The sequence below is a fragment of the Ancylobacter dichloromethanicus genome (assembly GCF_018390645.1).
Taxonomy (GTDB): Bacteria; Pseudomonadota; Alphaproteobacteria; order Rhizobiales; family Xanthobacteraceae; genus Ancylobacter; species Ancylobacter dichloromethanicus.
In genome coordinates this window covers 23,974-42,620 of sequence record NZ_JAHBGC010000020.1, presented here as the reverse complement: position 1 = coordinate 42,620, position 18,647 = coordinate 23,974, and the positions used below count along the sequence as shown (strand labels likewise).

Sequence of the window (18,647 nt, the reverse complement as noted above, 5' to 3'; positions counted from 1 at the left end):
CACGGCGCCCAACTGCAGAAGCGGCTGCACGCGCGGCTGCTTCGTCAAGCTGCAACATCCGGCTGCGGCGTGCAGCGTCCCGGCTGCCGCCTCGGCCGGCGCGCATCGGACTGCAGCCACCCCGCTTGACCTTGGCGGCGCGCTCGCCTGTCATGGGCGCGGACGCGGGAGGACAGATGCTGTTCTGGGAGGATTTTCACGAGGGCCATGTGGCGACCAGCGGGCGCTACGTGGTCGGGCGCGAGGAGATCGTCGGCTTCGCCCGCGAGTACGATCCCCTGCCGATCCATCTCGACGATGCCGCCGCCGGGGCGACGCGGCTCGGCGGGCTTTCGGCCTCCGGCTGGCATTTGTGCGGCATCTTCATGCGCCTCGCCGTTGACGGCTTTCTCGCCGGCAGCGACTGCCTGGGCTCGCCCGGCCTCGACGAGGTGCGGTTCCTCCGGCCGGTCCACCCGGGAACGGTGCTGAGCCTGCGCCGCAAGGTGCTGGAGACCCGGTCCTCGAAAAGCCGGCCGGAGATGGGGCTGGTGAAGTTCCACTTCGAGTTGCTCGACGCCGCCGGTGAGGTCGTGGCCGAGATTGTCGGCACCATCCTGTTCGGCCGGCGCAATCCCGGCTTCCGGCCAGCCTGAGGGACGCCATGCTGTTCTTCGAAGACATCGAAATCGGCACGATCACCCGGCTCGGCTCGCACAGCTTCACGGAAGACGAGATCGTCGCCTTCGCCCGCGCCTTCGACCCGCAGGCATTCCATCTCGACGCGGCGGCGGGCGCGCGCACCCATTTCGGTGGCCTCGTCGCCTCCGGCTGGCACGCGGTGGCGATATCCTCCCGGCTGCGGGCGCAGGCGTGGGCCCGCCAGCACGCGGCGCTGCGCCGCGAGGGCAGGCCCGTGCCCCGCCTCGGCCCCTCCCCCGGTTTCAAAAACCTCAAATGGCTGCGCCCGGTGCGCCCGGGCGACACGCTCGCCTTCGCCAGCGAGGTGACGGCGAAGAAGCCGAGCGCCAGCCGCCCGGAATGGGGCCTCGTCTTCACCCGCGAGAGCGCCGCCGACCCCGCCGGGGCGCCGGTGCTGGAGTTCACCAACTGCGTTTTCGTCGAGCGGCTGGAGGCGTGAGCGGGGCGCCGCCCGCGCCCTCATGGCCGGGCAGGACCCGGACGCATTCCCCTCCCTCATGCCCGGGCGTGACCCGGGCACCCAGAGACGAGCCGACCATGCGCGTGCATTTGAGCGGTGCGCGGGTTGAAAGGCCCCGCCCCCAAAAGCAGAAGGGCCCCTCCCGGGGCCCTTCGCTTAGACGTATCCGGTGGAACGCGCCGCCGCTCAGTGGCCGACGCTCTTCCACACCTTCTTCTTCGTGAAGTAGAGCAGCCCGGCGAAGACGATGAGGAAGATCATCACCTGGAAGCCGATGCGCTTGCGCGCTTCGAGGTGCGGCTCGGCCACCCACATCATGAACGCGGTCACGTCGCGCGAATACTGGTCGATCGTCTCCGGCGAGCCGTCGGTGTAGGTCACCTGCCCGTCCGAGATCGGCTGCGGCATCTTGATGGCGTGGCCGGGGAAGTACTTGTTGTAATGCGCGCCTTCCGGCAGGGCGAAGCCCTCCGGCGGCTCCTCATAGCCCACCAGCAGGGCATGGATGTAGTCCGGCCCCTGCTCCTGGTACTGGGTCACGACGTCGATCAGGAAGCCGGGAAAGCCGACCTCATAAGTGCGCGCCTTGGCCAGCGTCGAGAAGTCCGGCGGATAGGCGCCGCCATTGGAGGCGCGCGCCGCCTGCTCGTTCGGGAACGGCGAGGGCCAGCGGTCGGACAGGCGGCCGGGGCGGTCGAACATGTCGCCGGCATCGTCCGGCCCGTCCTGGATCTGGTATTCCTCGGCCACCGTCTTGGCCTGCGCCTCGCTGAATTCCGGCCCGCCCGGCTGGGCGAGGTTGCGGAAGGCGAAGAGATGGGCCGAGTGGCAGGACGAGCAGACTTCCTTGAACACCTGGAAGCCGCGCTGAAGCTGCGCCCGGTCATAGGTGCCGAACGGGCCGGCAAAGCTCCACTCCTCGCGGTGCGGGTGGGGCGCGCCCTCGGCGGCGAGCGCCGGGGCGGCGAGGCCGAGCGTGAGCGCGGCGACGGCGAGCGGGCGGAGAAGGCTGGAACGGAAGGACATGGTGTTGCTCATGATGATCCGCTCAACCCTTGGTCTGTGGCGCCGAGACGCCCGCCGAGGCCGGTGCCGCGCCCTTGTTCTTGCCCAGCACCGCCTCGGTGATCGAAGCCGGGACGGCCTTCGGCTTCTCGAACAGGCCGAGCAGCGGAAGGATGATCAGGAAGTGCGCGAAGTAGTAGATCGTCAGGATACGGCCGGCGATCACGTAGCCGCCTTCCGCCGGCTTCGAGCCGAGCCAGCCGAGGCCGACGCATACCACGATCCAGATCCAGAAGAACTGCTTGAACAGCGGGCGGTAGACGCCCGAGCGCACCTTCGAGGTGTCCAGCCACGGCACGAAGAACAGCACGATGATGGCGCCGAACATGGTCAGCACGCCGCCGAGCTTGTCCGGCACCGCGCGCAGCATCGCGTAGAACGGCAGGTAGTACCATTCGGGCACGATGTGGGCCGGGGTCACCAGCGGGTTGGCCGGGATGTAGTTGTCGGCGTGGCCGAGATAGTTCGGGATGTAGAACAGGAACCAGGCGAAGAAGATGAGGAAGCACACCATGCCGAACGCGTCCTTGATGGTCGCGTAGGGGGTGAAGGGCACGGTGTCCTTGGCGCTCTTCGGCTCGACGCCGGTCGGGTTGTTCTGGCCCACCACATGCAGCGCCCACACATGCAGCACGACGACGCCGGCGATCATGAAGGGCAGCAGGTAGTGCAGCGAGAAGAAGCGGTTCAGCGTCGCGTTGTCGACCGAGAAGCCGCCCCACAGCCATTCGACGATGGTCGGGCCGACCACCGGGAAGGCCGAGAACAGGTTGGTGATGACGGTGGCGCCCCAGAAACTCATCTGGCCCCACGGCAGCACATAGCCCATGAAGGCGGTGGCCATCATCAAGAGGTAGATGATGCAGCCGAGAATCCAGAGCACCTCGCGCGGGGCCTTGTAGGACCCGTAATAGAGGCCGCGGAACATGTGGATGTACACCGCGATGAAGAACATCGAGGCGCCGTTCGAGTGGATGTAGCGGATCAGCCAGCCATAGCTGACATCGCGCATGATGTGCTCGACGGAATCGAAGGCCAGCGTGATGTGCGGCGTGTAGTGCATCACCAGCACCACGCCGGACACGATCTGGCAGACCAGCATCAGCGACAGGATGCCGCCGAAGGTCCACCAGTAGTTCAGGTTGCGCGGCGTCGGATAGGCGACGAAGGAGGAATGGATCAGGCCGACCAGCGGCAGCCGGCTCTCGAACCACTTGAGCGCCGGGTGCTTCGGCTCGAACGTGGAGTGTCCGCTCATCTGTGAATATCCCTGAACGCCGGCTCAGCCGATGGAGATCTTCGTGTCGGACACGAAATTATAGGGCGGGACCGCGAGGTTCTCCGGCGCCGGTCCGCGACGGACCCGGCCGGCCGAATCATATTCGGAGCCGTGGCAGGGGCAGAACCAGCCGTCATATTCGCCCGCATGGCCGATCGGCACGCAGCCCAGATGGGTGCAGATGCCGACGACGACGAGCCACTTCTCATGGTCGATGCCGGCCCGGTTTTCGTCGGTCGCCGGGGCGTCCGCCGCCAGGTTGGCGTTGCGGGCGACCGGGTCGAGCAGCGCGGAGAGCTCGGTCGCCTTCGCCTCGGCGATGTCCTTGGGGGTGCGGTTCCACACGAAGACCGGCTTGCCGCGCCACTTCACCGTCACCATCTGGCCTTCCGCGACCTGCGAAAGGTCCACCTCGGTGGTGGACATGGCGAGGACCGACGCGTCGGGCTGGAGCTGGGAGACGAAGGGCCACACGAGTGCGGCGGCACCGACCGCGCCCATGGCGCCGGTCGCGATGTAGAGGAAGTCGCGGCGCGTGGTACCCGCCGTCTCTGTTGCTGCCACGATGGTTTCCTTTCCCCTCGAACCCGTGACCGCTGCCCCCGCCATTCCCGTTCCGGCTCGATGTCGAGCGCTCGCGCGAAACGGGCAGGCGTCCGCGTGGCGCGCGGTCGACCCTACCTTCGAGTGCCTCTAATTGCATCCGAACCGCCCCTTGTCCAGATGAAGGCAGTGCGGCAACCCGTCCTGCCCCCCTGCCATCCACTCCCGTCGCGGAACGGGCGGTCGCCGCGCCGGCGGCACTCGGCTAGGGATGGGGTGGAAACCGCGAAGGATCAGGATCGGCATGACGCTGGCGCTCGCCCTCTACCAGCCGGACATCGCGCAGAATGCGGGCACGCTGGCGCGCGCGGGCGCCTGCCTCGGCGTGTCGCTGCACATCATCGAGCCGGCAGGGTTTGCGGTCGGCGATGCCGGCTTCCGGCGGGCGGGAATGGACTATCTCGACCGCGCCGCGATCACCCGCCACGCCAGCTTCGCCGCCTTCGAAGCCTGGCGCGCGGGCGCGCGGCGGCGGCTGGTGCTGTGCACCACGCGCGGCGCGGTGGCCTACACGGATTTCGCCTTCGCCCCCGACGACGTGCTGCTGCTCGGCCGCGAAAGCGCCGGCGTCCCCGAGGCGGTGCACGCGGCGGCGCAGGCACGAATCGTCATCCCGCTGGCGCAAGGCGCCCGCTCGCTCAACGTGGCGCTGGCCGGCGCGATGATCCTCGGCGAGGCGCTGCGGCAGACGGGGGGATTTGGGGCCTCGCGATAGATCGCCCTCATCCCCGGGCTTGACCCGGGGACCCAGGCTTCCTCACACCAGAAATTCGTAGAGATCGCGCCAATCAGGATTGTCTCGCTCAATGAGCGACATTTTCCATTTGCGCGACCAATGTTTGATGTTCTTCTCGCGCTGGATTGCGGCCACAGCCGTGTCGTGCGGCTCAGCGAAGACCAGCATCTTCACCGCATATTTTTCAGTGAAACCGGGGAACTGCCCTGTGCGGTGTTCGTGGATTCGCTTCGCCAGATCGCGCGTCACCCCAACATAAAGCGTGCCGTTTCGAGCGCTGGCGAGGATGTAGACCCAATGTTTCTCCATCCATCGATGGCAACGTTTCTGGGTCCCCGGGTCAAGCCCGGGGATGAGGATGGAAAAGGGGCCGTGGCCCGCCTGACCCCTACTCCGCCGCCGCGTCCATCTCCTCGGCGTCGATGAAGCCGCCGGACTGGCGGTGCCACAGCCGGGCGTAGAGGCCGCCCCTGGCCACCAGCTCGGCATGGGTGCCGGTCTCGACGATGCACCCGTGCTCCATTACCACCAGCCGGTCCATGCGGGCGATGGTGGAGAGGCGGTGGGCGATGGCGATCACCGTCTTGCCGGCCATCAGCTCGTCGAGATTGGCCTGGATCGCCGCCTCGACCTCCGAATCGAGCGCCGAGGTGGCCTCGTCGAGGATGAGGATCGGCGCGTCCTTCAAGAGCACGCGGGCGATGGCGATGCGCTGGCGCTGGCCGCCGGAGAGCTTCACCCCGCGCTCGCCGACATGGGCGTCGAGCCCCACCCGGCCCTGCGGGTCGCTCAAGCTGTCGATGAAGCCGTCGGTATGGGCGCGCCGGGCCGCCGTGCGGATGGCCTCCTCGCCCGCCTCGGGGCGGCCATAGGCGATGTTGTCGCGCACCGAGCGGTGCATCAGCGAGGTGTCCTGCGTCACCACGCCGATCTGCGCGTGCAGCGAATCCTGCGTCACGCCGCGCACATCCTGCCCGTCGATCAGCACCCGCCCCTCTTCGGGGTCATAGAAGCGCAGCAGCAGGCTCATCAGCGTCGACTTGCCGGCGCCCGAGGGGCCGACCAGCCCGACCCGCTCGCCGGGGCGGATGGTGAGCGAGAGACGATCGATGACGCCCGAGCCCTTGCCATAGTGGAACGAGACATCCTCGAAGTGGATCTCGCCGGCGCGCACCTCCAGCGCCGGGGCGGCGGGGGCGTCCGCCACGTCGCGCGGGCGCGACAGCGTGGTGATCGCCTCCTGCACCGTGCCGACATTCTCGAACACGCCGGTCACCACCCACATGATCCAGCCGGACATGTTGGTGATGCGGATGGCGAGGCCGGTGGACAGCGCGATGGCGCCGAGATTGATCGCCCCGATCGACCACAGCCACAGGCCGAGCCCGCCCACGCCGCCCAGCATCAGGCTGTTCAGCACGCTGATGGTGAACGCCATGCGCGAGATGTGGCGCTGCTGGCGACTGTTGTCCTCGACATTGCGCGCCAGCGCCGAGCGGACATAGCGGTCCTCGCGGTCGGAATGGGCGAACAGCTTCACCGTGAGAATGTTGGTGTAGCTGTCCACCACCCGCCCGGTCAGCGCCGAATTGCTCTCGGCGGTGCGCTTGGACAGATGCCGGATGCGTGGCACGAACACTGCCAGCGCCAGCACATAGAAGGCGATCCACGCCACCATCGGCATGGCGAGCCGCCAGTCCGCCTCGGCGAACAGCAGCACCGCGCTCACCGCATAGATGCCGGCATACCAGAGCGCGTCGATCACCTCGACCACCGAGCCGCGCACGGCGGGGCCGGCCTGCAGCACGCGGGTGGCTATGCGCCCGGCGAAGTCGTTGTTGAAGAAGCCGACGCTCTGGCGGATGACCCAGCGATAGGACTGCCAGCGGATCATCGGCCCGATCTTGGCGGTGATCGTCTGGCGCACCAGCAAATCGTGCAGCAGGTTGGCGCAGGGCCGCGCCACCACCACGACGAACGCCATCCACAGCAGCAGCCCGCCATGGTCGGCGAAAATCGTCTGCGGCGTCGAGGACTGCACCAGGTCGACGATCTGGCCGATATAGCGGAACAGCGAGACCTCGATGATGGCGACCAGGAAGGCGGCGCCGAGCGCCGCCACATAGACCCAGCCGGTCTGCCGCACGAAGTGCCAGTAGAACGCGAGAAGGTCCTCCGGCGGCCGCGCGACCGGCGCCGGGTGGAAGGGATCGACCAGCTTTTCGAACAGGGCGAAGATGCGCGCGAACATGGGGCGCCTTCTGCGCCGCCGATGCGGCACCTTTGTGTCGCCCCGCGCACTGAGAACCATGCGGAGGTATCATATGATTGCAATGTTCATGGCCCAGCGTCCGGCGCCTTGAACGGGTGAGGACTGCATGCGCTCGCGCCATGACGAAAACCACTATGTCGACCGCGCCGGCTGGCTGCGCGCCGCCGTGCTCGGCGCCAATGACGGCATATTGTCCACCGCCAGCCTGATCGTCGGCGTCGCCGCGGCCAGCGCCGAGCGGGACGCGGTGCTGCTGGCCGGCATCGCCGGGCTGGTGGCGGGCGCCATGTCGATGGCGGCGGGCGAATATGTCTCGGTGTCCTCGCAATCCGACACCGAGCGCGCCGACCTCGCCCGCGAGACCGCCGAACTCGCCACCGACCCGGCCGGCGAGCAGGAGGAACTGGTGCAGATCTATATCAGGCGCGGCCTCGACCCGGCGCTCGCCGGCGAGGTCGCCCGCCAGCTCACCGCGAAGGACGCGCTGGAGGCCCATGCCCGCGACGAGCTGGGCATGAACGAGATCACCGCCGCCCGCCCGGTGCAGGCGGCGCTCGCCTCCGCCGCCAGCTTCGCCGCCGGTGCCGCGCTGCCGCTCGCCACCGCGCTGGTCGCGCCGGTCGCCGGGCTACCGGTCTCCGTCTCCGCCGCCGCGCTGGTGTTCCTCGCCATTCTCGGTGTGGCCGGGGCGAAGGCGGGCGGCGCCGACCCGGTAAAGGCGGCGCTGCGCGTCACCTTCTGGGGCGCGCTGGCCATGGCGGCGACGGCGGCGATCGGCGCGCTGTCGGGCACGATGGTGTAGCCGCGCCCTTCCGGCCCCGCCCGCGAGCGGCTAGAACCGCCGCCACGCGTCTCGGGGAGTTGCCATGACCGACACCATCGACAGCCGCAAGGCCGCCACCCGCGCCTGGTTCGAGGAACTGCGCGACCGCATCTGCGCCGCCTTCGAGCGGCTGGAGGACGAGGCGCCGGACGCGCTCTATCCCGGCGCTCCCGGTCGCTTCGCCCGCACGCCGTGGGAGCGCACCGATCCTTCCGGCGCGCCGGGCGGCGGCGGCGTCATGTCGCTGATGCGCGGGCGGCTGTTCGAGAAGGTCGGCGTCCACTGCTCGACCGTGCACGGCGAATTCGCCCCGGAGTTCCGCAAGCAGATTCCCGGCGCCGAGGAAGACCCGCGCTTCCACGCCACCGGCATCTCGCTGATCGCCCACATGGCGAACCCGCACGTGCCGGCGGTGCACATGAACACCCGCTTCGTCGTCACCACCAAGGCATGGTTCGGCGGCGGGGCGGATCTGACCCCGGTGCTGGAGGCGCGACGCACGCAGGAAGACCCGGATTCGCTCGCCTTCCACGCCGCGATGCGCGGCGCCTGCGAGGGCCGCCCGCAGATCGACTATCCCCGCTACAAGCAATGGTGCGACGAGTACTTCTACCTGCCGCACCGCAAGGAGATGCGCGGTATCGGCGGCCTTTTCTACGACTGGCTGGACTCGGGCGACTGGAACGCCGATTTCCACTTCACCAGGGCGGTGGGCCTCGCCTTCCTCGACGTCTACCCCCACCTCGTGCGCGCCAACATGGCGACGCCGTGGAACGAAGAGGAGCGCGAGGAACAGCTCATCCGCCGCGGCCGCTATGTCGAGTTCAACCTGCTCTACGACCGCGGCACGCTGTTCGGCCTGAAGACGGGGGGGAATGTCGATTCCATCCTCTCCTCCATGCCCCCGGTGGTGAAGTGGCCGTGAGGGTTTGACGCCTCCCGGCCGCCAACCCACACGCCCTCATGCCCGGGCCGGTCTCAACCGAAACCGACACTCCCTCCAAAGCGACATCTGACGGTCTCGCCTTGGAGGGAGCCAGCCTATCCCGCAGCGTCGACTGGATCCTGCCTTCAACGCCCGCCGCATGCGTCTTGGTGGAGCACGAGAGCTGCTGCTATCGCCCCATCAGGCGATGGAGAGGATTTCGAGATTGTGCGGCCCTAGCTGGACAACGTCGCCAACGGCTTTACCCATCAATGAGATGGCGACGGGAGAACCATGCGAAATGGTCGCCTGCGCTGGGTTCGCTTCATCCTCGCCAACGATGCGGTAGGTCTGCACGCGTCCATCATCACGTTCGAAGCTAACGGTGTGACCGAACGCCACGACGTCATTTGAGGGTGGCGGCGACGAGACCCGTGCCGTCTCGACGCGCTGGGAAAAGTAACGGATGTCGCGGATTGGAACCGCCGACTGCCGCCGCCTCTCATTTAGGTCTTCAAGTGCATTGGCGACCGCGAGTTCGTTCCTCGCGTCCGCCAACTCCTTCTTCAGCATTTGCAGGCCGAGTTCGGTGACAAGATTGGCCCGATCGGAAATCGGACGCGCGGGCAGAATGGTTTCCGATGCCGCCTCGGCACTTTCCTCTTTTGCGAACGCCACGCTCAATTCGTCGAACTCCTGTCAGACCTGTTCCAGACGTGGTTACGCCCAGCTCGGACGAACACTGCGATACACAGCGGTGAACGCCGGCTCAAGTCGAGGCGCTCAGGCCCGCTCCCACCCGGACGAACGGCGTAACCACGTCCTGGCCATGCAGCCGGATCAGATGGCCGACGAGCCCCTGCATGATGTTGGCGCGCGCCGGCACCGAGGTCAGATGTCGCACTGACGTCATGTAGGTGTACTCGATCGCGTTGCGTGCCCCGTCGCGGCCCGCCGCTATCAGCACGTCGGTGACGGCCTTCGGCAATTGCTGGCTGGCGGGCGTGATCAGAACGGTGATCATCACACTGAGGTCCGGCGGCGAATGCGGGCTCTCGTGAAAGAACGCCGCCGGCACGTTCAGCGCCTCGCGGTCGCCTGCCGCCAGCAGCGCGATGTATCTGAGGACGCGCATGTGCAAGTCGAATGGGGAATCGGGGTCCGCCATCGCGATGCCGCGATCGAAGAATGCCACCGCAGCGGCGAAGTCGCCGCGCGCCTGCCGCAGCTGCCCGAGCACTGGCAGCGCGGCGGGAGAGTCCGCCATATGGGCAAAGGCCCTGTCCGCAAGATCCTCGGCAAGCTCGAGATGACCGCGATCGACGAAATAGAGCAGCTTCGCGGCGGTCAGCATCAGTAGCGGGTTGGTGTCGACAAGCGGCAGGCAATCCAGCACCGTCGCCTCGATCTCGTTCTCGATCTCGTCGCGCTCGTCGTGGCTTATGCCGGTGAAGGGATTGGTGAGGACAAGGCGCGCAAACAGATGCAGGCACCACTGCAGCGCAATGTCCGCACTTGCCGGATTCTGCGCCCGCGCGTCGCGCAGTTCCCGGCCCTTCTCCAGCCATTTCGGGTTGGACGCCGACAACAGTGTCGATGCCTTGCGCAGGCGGATTTCGTGCGGTTGGTCAACGGGCGTGCCAAGCCCCTCCGAGGCCGCCGCCAAGTTGCGCTGCAACGCCTCGCTGATGCCGATCGAGGCGCGCTCCACCTCCGGCGCGAGCGGGGCCGTCGTGGCGTCGCCGAACTCCAGCCGGAAGGCCCGGATGATGCGCCGTGACGGCCCCTCGCGCAGGGTGGCGGTGCAATCCAGCCGATCCCCGCTGTGCTGGAAACTCACCTTCAGGACATAGCGCATCGCCCGCATCACCGAGCCCTCGTCGCGCCCCACGACGATCACGCTCTCGTCGGTGCCGAGCCGGCCCGCGATCATGTCGCGCATTTGACCGGTAATGGCCTCCGCCCGTTCGGCAAGGCGCCTGTCATGCGGTGGAACGACAGCGGCTATCGCCAGAAGCCCGCTAACCGGCGCCGGATCAGGCTTCGGTGCAACGGCCGGCAGTTTCGCCGCGATCCAGACATAGCCCTCGCCATATTGCGTGGCGATGAATCTTGGCGACCGTGCGTTATCGCCGAGCTTGGTGCGCAGGCGGTTGACGAGAAAGTCGACGTTGCGGTCGGACGCATCGGCCTGGGTTGGCGCGATCGCGTCGAGCAACTGGCTGCGCTGCATCAGGCGGTGCGGATTCCGGGACAGCACAAGAAGGAGTGCGCGCTCGCTGCGCGTGAATCGAATCTGCTCCCCGTTGCGATGGGCGAACAGGCACGTCTCATCCAGTACGATATCGTCGAAGAGAAAGCCGTCCGTCCGCAGCATTGCCGATTCCACCCGCACGCGCTCCCGACTGCCGGTCGGCACGGCATACAATCCCGAAAACACACGATACCAGAATGTCCCAAGCTTGACCTTCGGTCCATGCCGTCAGGGCATGTGGATGCGCTGCCGTTCCTGTTCCTGTTCCCGTTCCCGTTGCCGTTCCCTTGCCCCTCTTCCTGCCACGGCGCAGCGGACGGGCGAGATCGGCCCACATGTGCCGAGAGCGGCATCGTGCGCGACAGGGTCGCCCACCGAACGATGGTGCTTTCAAATATCAGGCAAACAATCGCCTGATATAGGCCGATCCGTGGCTGCCGTGGCTGCCTGGACATCCCGCCCGGCCATTCATCTGTGCGCTCAACAGGGAGCCTTGTTTCGATGAGCGAGCGGAGGGGCAGGGCCGATATCAAGACGGTATTCCCACGGGAGGCCGATACCGGCCTCTACCGCCTGAAGAGGCTGTCCACCTCGGACTTCGACCTGTCCGAGCGTTTCGATGCCTGGCGCGAGACGGCCTACAGCGTCGTCGATCTCGAGGCGCCCCGCGCCGAGGAAGCCGACCTGTTCGCCATCAAGCGATCGGTCAGCGGCGAAATGGGTGTGTTCGCCAGCCAGGAAGGATCGGAGCACCGGACAGTATTCTCGCGGGCTGCCAGCCTCAGCGGCGCGGGCGACGCGGTGGTGATTTCGATGATGCCGGTGGGCAAACTCGGGCTGGAGAGTCCCGGCGGCGCGCAGTCCATCTCACCGCATGGCCGGCTCGCCGCCTATGATGCGACACGTCCCATGCGTTATCACTGGAGTTCGGGGAGGGAGATCTATCTTCTTCTGCCGCGTGCCAAGGCGCTCGAAGCCCTAGGCGGTGGCATTCCCGGCCTTTTCCTGCCGCTCGACACGATCCCGCTCGGCGTCATGGTCCGTGAGCAAATGCTGGGCCTCGATCGCCATGCCGAGCATCTCGAGCCCAAGGAGATGGCGACCGCGCTCGATGCACTTCACACGCTGGCGCTGCTCCTGCTCCAGCGCATAGGGCGGGACTTGAACGGCTCCCGTGTGAGCGACGTGAACGCACTCTTCCTTGCGGCAAAGCGCTATATCCAATCGCACTACAACATAATCGACCTCTCCCCCGAAGCGATCGCTCGGGCGCTCGGCTGCTCGCGCGCGACCCTCTACCGCGCCTTCACGCAGCACGACGCGACGATCATGGATACCGTTCGCGAGGTAAGGCTCGCCATGTCGCGCAAGCTGATCGAGGCGGCCACCGGCCGAAGCATCTCGGTCATTGCTTATGATTGCGGCTTCAAGGATGCGTCCTCGTTCGGAAGGGCGTTCCGGAGCCGGTTCGGCGTCTCGCCCAGCGAGTGGCGCGACCAGTTCCGTTGAGCCCGCGCCGCAGCAGCGCTGACGCGGGGATATGCGGAACCGCCAAGACAGCAGTTCCGCATTCGGCTCACCACGAGAAGCGGACGCCGCCCCAAAGCTGATGGTTGTCGCTGCCGCCGCCCAGTTCCGCGTCATAGCTGGCGAACAGCGTTGCATTGTCCAGGATTCGGGCCTCCGCACCGACGCCGATGAGTGCGCTGTCCCGCGCCTCAGGCGCACCGAACACGGTGAAAGACGCCCAGGGCGCGGCGGTGAAGGCCGCCGTGAACGGGCGGGTGGTGTCGCCGAATTCGTGCACCCAGCCGAGCCGCGCGCTGAGTTCCAGCGGCACGCCGCCGACGTCCAGCCGGGTACTGACGTCGGCGCCCAGCGTGGTGCGTACCGAGGTCAGAGTCTGTCCGCCCGCGGTCAGATTGAAATCGCTGAAGCCGGTCTCGGTGAAGCCCCCCTGATTGACGCTCACCACCTGCAGGCGGCCGAACGGCGTGATCGCGCTGTTGGAGCTGGCGTCGATGGCGATGCGGTAGCCGGCCTCGATCTGGCCGAGGAACTGGTTGGAGGATGAGGAACCATTGGCGATGCCGAAGACGCCGGGCACCGCGATGATGCGCTCCAGCTCATTGCTGGCATAGGCATAGCCGAGCAGGCCATCCACATAGACCGGGCCCTGCGTGAACGAGCCATGCAGGGCGACGCTGCCCGCCTCCGTGTCGCCATCGCCCATGAAGCCGTCGACCGACTGCGAGCCGCCCACATACGCGCCGGCGATGCCGATCTGGAAGCTTGGGTCGACCCGATAGCCGATGCCGAAGGCGGTGCCGCCCAGCGAATAGGAGAGGTCGTTCGCATTGCCGTTGCCGTCGACGCTGCCCTTGGTGCCGATGCCGCTGACCCAGGCGCTGAAGCGGGACTGGCCGTCGAGGCCGGGCGCACCGAGGGCGACGCTCTGCCCGCCGCCAAGACCGCCACTAAGGCCCGCGCCGCGATCGGACGCCATCTGGCGGCCCACCGTGTTCATGAACAGCTGGCTGCCCCGCATGTTCACCGTGGCGAAGTCGGCATAGGGCTGGCCGCTGAGCTGCTGCAGCGCGGCGGCGCCGGAGCCGGCCGGCACATTGGCCAGCGCGTTGACAAGCGCGGGAGCACTGCCGCCGGCGTTCACCAGATCAAGGACGCTGCCCACCGCCTGCTCATTGGCGGTGACGGCGGCGGCCCGAAAAGCGTCGGCCGCGAAATCGAGGGTGAGGTAGAGATTCTGCGGGTCCGAAAACAATTCGGGGGAAAGGAAGGCGGTGCCGCCGGTGATGGAGTCGAAATGCGCCGTGCCGCCGCCCTCGGCGGTGACGATGGTATAGACAGTGCCGGGCGTATAGACGCCGGGCTCCTGAATGACGCTGAGGGTGCCGGCCTTGATGGTTGCCGTGTGGCCGGCGCCGACGACGATGATGCGGTCGCTGTCGCCTTCGGCATTCACCTCCACCACCATCTCGCCATCGTCGAATTCGAAATCGCCGTTGATGGTGATATGGCCGATGGAGTTGCCGGGATTGATCTTGCCACCATTGTTGGTGACCTTGCCGTTGATCCGGCTGCTCCCCTCAAGCGTGCCCCCCTTGTTGACCGACACGTCGCCGTTCAGCGTGCCATTCACGGAGAGGAGGCCGTCATTATTGATATTGGTGCCGTTGCCGGCGCTGTTCAGGGTGCCGTTCAGGGCAAGGGTGCCCCAGACAGTGGTGCCCTCGCCGGCCGTGTTCAGGGTGCCGTTCAAGACAAGGGTACCGGTATTGATCGTGGTGCCGCCAAGGGCGCTGTTGATGCCATTGAGGGTCAGCGTCCCCTCGCCGTTCTTGGCGAGCTCGCCTTCGCCTTCAAGACCGCCTGCATAGGTGCCGTCGACGATCTCCTTGAAGGTCAGCTCCGCTCCTTCGGCGATATGGATCTTGCCAACGAGGTTCTTGCTTGAACCCTCAAGATAACCTTGCTGCAGATCGAAGGCGTAGCCGTCGGCCAGCCCCGTGAACTTGGTCTCGCCGGTCAGGACGAGGGTGCCCTTGCCGGTCTTCACAACGGTGCCGTACCCTGTCTCGGTGCCGAGGCCTGTGATGTTGCCCGAAAATACACTGTAGACTTTATCTTGCTGGAAGACGATCGAGCGGGCATTGGTATTGTCCGCGTTGTAATCGAAGACAATGTTGCCCTTCAGCGTGTCGGTATTGCCTATGATGGTGCCGCCGCTGTTGGTGATGCCGGCATAGGTGCTGGTGCCGTCGAGCACCAGCGTGCCGGTGCCGAGCAGGCTGAGCGTAGTGCCGCTGATCGCGCCCGTGAGGGTAAGCGTGGTGCCGCTGTCGAGCTGGAAGCCGCCGCCCGCGACCCCGCCGAGGGTGATGGCCCGCGAGGTGGTGAAGCTCTCGGTCGCCCAGAGGTGGCCGTTATCGGAGAGCTCCAGCCCCGCCCCCGCCGCACCCAGCTTGTCGTCGGAGGCAACCTGCAGCGTGCCGGCGCGCACCGCCGTGCCGCCCGTGGCGTTGTTGGTGCCGGTGAGGTTCACGATACCGCCGCCGGACTTGATGAAGGTGCCGTTGCCGCTGATGGTGCCGGCATAGACCAGCGGATGGAGCGCGGAGGAGAGCCCGCCCGAGCCGACGATGTTGAGGTTGCGGGTCATCGTGAGATTGGGCGCGGCATCGGCCGTCGTGCCGACGATACCGCCATTCTGCAACGTGATGGCCTGTCCGGCGGTGCCGAGATTGGCGTCGGTGGTGAAGAGCGCCTGTGCATTGCTGCCGATGACGCGCAGGCCGCCGGTGAAGGTGTTGTTCGCCGCCAGAACGACGGTGTTGCTGTTGATATCCAGCTGGCCGGAGCCGCTGATGACGCCGCTCATCGTCGCGACGGCGTTGTTCGGCGTGGTGCCGCCCGTCGACGCGATGCCGCCAATGCCGGTGACTGTGACCGCCTTGTTGAACGCGGTCGCCCCGGTGCCGAGCATCAGCGTGCCGCCGCTGAGGCCGAGGGTCGAGGACGCGCCGAAATTGCTGGCGGTGGTGGTGACGAGGATGCCGCCGCCCGTGACGGAGGTGGCGCCGGCAATCGTGCTGGCCGCGTCCAGGGTGAGCTTGCCCGCGCCACTGACGGTGACCGAGCCGGTGCCGGTGATCGCGCCGGCATAGGTGCCGTCGAACGACTGGTCGAAGATCAGCGCCGCATTGTTCTCGATATTGCCGGCGAGGCTCTTGCTGTTGCCCTGCAAGGTGCCTTCCTGCACCTGGAATTCCGCCGTGCCGGCCACCTGGGACGTGAAGTTGCTCTCGCCCGTCAGGGTGAGCTTGCCGGCGCCGGTTTTGACGACATTGCCAAGCCCCGGGGTCGAGCCGGTGCTCCCGATAGTGCCGGTGAACGTGCCGTCCGTGGCTTGCGCGAAGACCACCTTGCGGGACGCGGTGTTGGAGGCGTCGCTGTCGAACCGGATGCCACGCCCGAGCGAAGAGGAATCGCCCTGAAGGGTGCCGCCATAATTCGCGAAGCCGGCGTGTGCGTTCGAGCCGGTGACGACGAGCGTGCCCTGGCCCGTCTGGTTGACGATGCCGCCGGTGATCGCGCCGCTCAGCCCGAGGGTCGTTCCCGCCCCCAGTTCGAATCCGCCCTCGCCGGTCCCCACATTGATGGCCCGTCCGGTCGTGAACGACTGGGATGCCAGCAGGCGGCCGTTGTTGGAGAATGCCAGCGTGCCCGCGAGATCCCCGAGCCGTGCGTCGGAGTCGACCTTCAGTGCGCCGCCCTGGATCGAGGTTCCGCCGGAATAGGTGTTGGTCCCGCTGAGTTCGACGACATTGGCACCGCTGACGACGAGAGTCCCGGTGCCGCCGATGGCGCCCTTCCAGTTCACGGCGTGCTGCGCGCCGGAAATGCCGCCGGTGCCGGAGACGGTAAGGTTGCGGTTGGTCGTGAAATTGCCCGCCGCATTCGCCGCCGCGCCGATCATGCCGCCGTCTGTCACGGTGACAGACCCAGCGGCGGCTCCGAGGTTGGCATCGGCGGTGAAAAGCGCGGTCGCGCCGCCGGTGACGTTCAGGCCGCCAGTAAAGGTGTTGTTGGCCGCCAGAGCGACGGTGCCGGCATTGACGTCCAGCGCCCCGGAACCGCTGATGACGCCGCTCACGGTCGCGATGCCGCCACTGGAACCGAGGCGGCCCCGGTTGGTGACAGTGATGGCGTTGTTGATGCCGACCCCGCTGCCGATCAGCAGCGCGCCATCGTCGAGAGCGACGGTGCTCGCCGCCGCAATCGTGTTGGCGGCGGTGACTTCGACCGTTCCGCTGCCCGTCACCGAGGTGCGGCCGGTATAGGTGTTGGCGCCGGTAAGCGTCAGCTTGCCCCCGGTGACCGTCAGCGCGCCGGTGCCGGACATGGCGCCGGCATAGGTCCCGGCGGCGGGCTGATCGAACACCACGCTGGCATTGTTGACGATGCCGCCCTTGAGGCTCGTCGAATTGCCGCGCAGCACGCCACCGCTCACCGTGGTGCCGCCCGTGTAGCTGTTGGCGCCGGTGAGGGTGAGGGTGCCCGCGCCGGTCTTCACCAGCCCCCAGCTGCCGGCATTCGCGCCGGTGCCGCCGGCGCCGGTCTGATCGGTGATGGCGTCGGAAATGGTCTGCGTTTCGCCCGCTGCGGAGGAGAGATTGAGACTGCCATTTCCCGCGAGGAAGAGGCCGGCGCCGGCGGCGCCGCCGTTCCCGCCAGCGGCACCGCTAATCCCGCCGGCTCCCGCCCTGCTGCTGCCGCCCGTTCCGCCCGCGACAGTATTGTCCGAAAGTGTCAGCGTGCCGGTGATGGAGAGCGTGCCGCCATTCTGAACGAAGATGGCACCGCCCATTCCCGCGCCGCCGCCACCACCACCGTTAAACCACGTGTAGCCGCTCGTAGGAGGCCTGCCCGCGCCGCCGTTACCCCCGAGAAATCCGCCGGTGCCAATGTTCGCATCCAGGGAGCCGCCGCCGCCGCCGCCGAACCCGCCATTGCCACCTTTTGCCTGACTTCCACTGCCCCCGCCGCCAGCGCCCCACTGGCCATTGCCGCCATTCCCGTCGCCGCCCCCGATGGGGCCGCCCTGCCCAACGCTGCCGCCTGTGGAGGCCTGCCCGTTGCCTGCATTGGGGCCGCTGCCGCCACCGCCACCGCCCTGGGAGGTGGTGTCTCTACCATCAATGACACCAACGCCGCCGTTGCCGCCGACGGCACTGTTGTTCTGCAACGTCACATTGGTGAGGGTCACGTTCGCGGCCGTGCCGACAAAAAGGCCGGCGCCCGTGCCCGCCCCGCCGCCGCCGCCGCCGCCGCCATTTCCGCCGGTTGTTCCCTTGGTGGTCAGGCCGGACAGATCGAGATTCTGGATCGTCACCGTGCCGGACTGGACATAAAGGCCGTTGGCGTTCGTGCCCTCCTTGCCGAGCAGCTTGTGACCATTGCCGTTGATGGTGACGTTGGTCGTGATGGTGCCGGCCTTGCCCTTGCCGCTCAGCTCGATATCGGCCGTGAAGGTGATCGTGTCGCCATTGGCCGCCTTTGCTACCGCGTCGGCGAGCTGGGCCTCGTTTGCGACATCGAAATTCGCCGCCAGCGCCGGCGTCGCCACCATGCCGAGCCCCAGAGCCAGCAGCAGCCCAGGCAGCGTGCGGCCAAAGCTGCAGGACAGAAACGTCTGGCCGAGAAGCGCGGTCGCATTCACATCGAGATGGCGGCGGCGGTTGATGAGCGGGGGCATCGGCACCTTCCATAGAATTTCGAAGCATGGATTATGGGTTCAGCTGCCCGGACGCCGGCAGCCAAGGTATTCCCAAGCGGATCCACGCCGAGCGCTCACGGCACGCTGCGATGCATCCTCAATTCAACTGGAAAGCATCATCGTTGACGCTGGCGCAACGGGATTTTCGGCTTTGCGGGCCGACTGATACAGCAGGACGAATATTGAGACGCGTAGCCGGATCGGTGGCTCAGGAAAGCGGGTCGCGGCCCTCGCTCGGCGAGGCGCGGCACC

14 protein-coding genes are annotated in these 18,647 nt (G+C 67.1%); 6 read left to right on the top strand and 8 right to left on the bottom strand.

The window, feature by feature from the left end; genetic code table 11:
- Positions 1-176 precede the first annotated feature (176 nt).
- On the top strand, positions 177-635 hold the full coding sequence (locus KHC23_RS08900; RefSeq protein ID WP_213371606.1) for a MaoC family dehydratase: 459 nt from the start codon (positions 177-179) through the stop codon (positions 633-635).
- Between the two features lie 8 nt (positions 636-643).
- Entirely contained in the window at positions 644-1,120 is a 477-nt protein-coding gene (locus tag KHC23_RS08895) for a MaoC family dehydratase (protein WP_213371604.1), read from the top strand.
- A gap of 207 nt (positions 1,121-1,327) precedes the next feature.
- On the opposite strand, the gene KHC23_RS08890 is transcribed toward KHC23_RS08895, so the two are convergent.
- Genes KHC23_RS08890 through petA form a run of 3 tightly spaced genes read right to left on the bottom strand, consistent with a single transcriptional unit; the run spans position 1,328 to position 4,049 of the window.
- On the bottom strand, positions 1,328-2,179 hold the full coding sequence (locus KHC23_RS08890; RefSeq protein WP_213371602.1) for a cytochrome c1: 852 nt from the start codon (positions 2,177-2,179) through the stop codon (positions 1,328-1,330).
- Between the two features lie 10 nt (positions 2,180-2,189).
- Positions 2,190-3,464 carry a cytochrome b gene (locus KHC23_RS08885; protein WP_213371600.1) on the bottom strand — a complete coding sequence of 425 codons (1,275 nt, stop codon included), beginning with the start codon at positions 3,462-3,464 and terminating at the stop codon, positions 2,190-2,192.
- Between the two features lie 24 nt (positions 3,465-3,488).
- Positions 3,489-4,049: a ubiquinol-cytochrome c reductase iron-sulfur subunit gene (petA, locus tag KHC23_RS08880; RefSeq protein WP_213371598.1), complete on the bottom strand. Its 561-nt coding sequence runs from the start codon at positions 4,047-4,049 to the stop codon at positions 3,489-3,491.
- 283 nt (positions 4,050-4,332) lie between these two features.
- On the opposite strand from petA, the gene KHC23_RS08875 reads away from it, so the two are divergent.
- Entirely contained in the window at positions 4,333-4,803 is a 471-nt protein-coding gene (locus tag KHC23_RS08875) for a tRNA (cytidine(34)-2'-O)-methyltransferase (RefSeq protein WP_213371596.1), read from the top strand.
- Between the two features lie 42 nt (positions 4,804-4,845).
- Here KHC23_RS08875 and KHC23_RS08870 read toward each other — a convergent pair whose 3' ends face one another.
- Both KHC23_RS08870 and KHC23_RS08865 read right to left on the bottom strand, forming a co-directional pair.
- Positions 4,846-5,133, bottom strand: coding sequence for a GIY-YIG nuclease family protein (locus tag KHC23_RS08870; RefSeq protein WP_213371594.1), 288 nt, complete (start codon positions 5,131-5,133; stop codon positions 4,846-4,848).
- A gap of 79 nt (positions 5,134-5,212) precedes the next feature.
- Positions 5,213-7,075: an ABC transporter ATP-binding protein gene (locus tag KHC23_RS08865; RefSeq protein WP_246544484.1), complete on the bottom strand. Its 1,863-nt coding sequence runs from the start codon at positions 7,073-7,075 to the stop codon at positions 5,213-5,215.
- 127 nt (positions 7,076-7,202) lie between these two features.
- Here KHC23_RS08865 and KHC23_RS08860 point away from each other — a divergent pair, with 127 nt between their 5' ends.
- Both KHC23_RS08860 and hemF read left to right on the top strand, forming a co-directional pair.
- Positions 7,203-7,898 (top strand): VIT1/CCC1 transporter family protein, encoded by a 696-nt coding sequence (locus KHC23_RS08860; protein WP_213371592.1) that lies wholly within the window; start codon positions 7,203-7,205, stop codon positions 7,896-7,898.
- Positions 7,899-7,962: 64 nt separating this feature from the next.
- Positions 7,963-8,844, top strand: a complete 882-nt coding sequence (hemF, locus tag KHC23_RS08855) for an oxygen-dependent coproporphyrinogen oxidase (RefSeq protein WP_213371590.1) — start codon at positions 7,963-7,965, stop codon at positions 8,842-8,844.
- Positions 8,845-9,045: 201 nt separating this feature from the next.
- Here the strand turns inward: hemF and greA are convergent, their stop codons facing one another.
- Both greA and KHC23_RS08845 read right to left on the bottom strand, forming a co-directional pair.
- Positions 9,046-9,528 carry a transcription elongation factor GreA gene (gene greA, locus KHC23_RS08850; RefSeq protein WP_213371588.1) on the bottom strand — a complete coding sequence of 161 codons (483 nt, stop codon included), beginning with the start codon at positions 9,526-9,528 and terminating at the stop codon, positions 9,046-9,048.
- An 85-nt stretch (positions 9,529-9,613) separates the two neighbouring features.
- Positions 9,614-11,221, bottom strand: a complete 1,608-nt coding sequence (locus tag KHC23_RS08845; RefSeq protein WP_213371586.1) for a winged helix-turn-helix domain-containing protein — start codon at positions 11,219-11,221, stop codon at positions 9,614-9,616.
- 378 nt (positions 11,222-11,599) lie between these two features.
- On the opposite strand from KHC23_RS08845, the gene KHC23_RS08840 reads away from it, so the two are divergent.
- Positions 11,600-12,607: an AraC family transcriptional regulator gene (locus KHC23_RS08840; RefSeq protein WP_213371585.1), complete on the top strand. Its 1,008-nt coding sequence runs from the start codon at positions 11,600-11,602 to the stop codon at positions 12,605-12,607.
- Between the two features lie 67 nt (positions 12,608-12,674).
- Here the strand turns inward: KHC23_RS08840 and KHC23_RS08835 are convergent, their stop codons facing one another.
- Positions 12,675-18,374, bottom strand: coding sequence for an autotransporter domain-containing protein (locus KHC23_RS08835; protein WP_213371583.1), 5,700 nt, complete (start codon positions 18,372-18,374; stop codon positions 12,675-12,677).
- Positions 18,375-18,647: the final 273 nt, after the last annotated feature.

What these genes read in the sequence shown, in the direction of transcription:
- KHC23_RS08900 (WP_213371606.1), top strand. Translation starts at nt 177, where the DNA reads ATGCTGTTCTGGGAGGATTTTCACGAGGGCCATGTGGCGACCAGCGGG.
- KHC23_RS08895 (WP_213371604.1), top strand. Translation starts at nt 644, where the DNA reads ATGCTGTTCTTCGAAGACATCGAAATCGGCACGATCACCCGGCTCGGC.
- KHC23_RS08890 (WP_213371602.1), bottom strand. Translation starts at nt 2,179, where the DNA reads ATGAGCAACACCATGTCCTTCCGTTCCAGCCTTCTCCGCCCGCTCGCC.
- KHC23_RS08885 (WP_213371600.1), bottom strand. Translation starts at nt 3,464, where the DNA reads ATGAGCGGACACTCCACGTTCGAGCCGAAGCACCCGGCGCTCAAGTGG.
- KHC23_RS08875 (WP_213371596.1), top strand. Translation starts at nt 4,333, where the DNA reads ATGACGCTGGCGCTCGCCCTCTACCAGCCGGACATCGCGCAGAATGCG.
- KHC23_RS08870 (WP_213371594.1), bottom strand. Translation starts at nt 5,133, where the DNA reads ATGGAGAAACATTGGGTCTACATCCTCGCCAGCGCTCGAAACGGCACG.
- KHC23_RS08865 (WP_246544484.1), bottom strand. Translation starts at nt 7,075, where the DNA reads ATGTTCGCGCGCATCTTCGCCCTGTTCGAAAAGCTGGTCGATCCCTTC.
- KHC23_RS08860 (WP_213371592.1), top strand. Translation starts at nt 7,203, where the DNA reads ATGCGCTCGCGCCATGACGAAAACCACTATGTCGACCGCGCCGGCTGG.
- hemF (WP_213371590.1), top strand. Translation starts at nt 7,963, where the DNA reads ATGACCGACACCATCGACAGCCGCAAGGCCGCCACCCGCGCCTGGTTC.
- KHC23_RS08845 (WP_213371586.1), bottom strand. Translation starts at nt 11,221, where the DNA reads ATGCTGCGGACGGACGGCTTTCTCTTCGACGATATCGTACTGGATGAG.
- KHC23_RS08840 (WP_213371585.1), top strand. Translation starts at nt 11,600, where the DNA reads ATGAGCGAGCGGAGGGGCAGGGCCGATATCAAGACGGTATTCCCACGG.
- KHC23_RS08835 (WP_213371583.1), bottom strand. Translation starts at nt 18,374, where the DNA reads ATGCCCCCGCTCATCAACCGCCGCCGCCATCTCGATGTGAATGCGACC.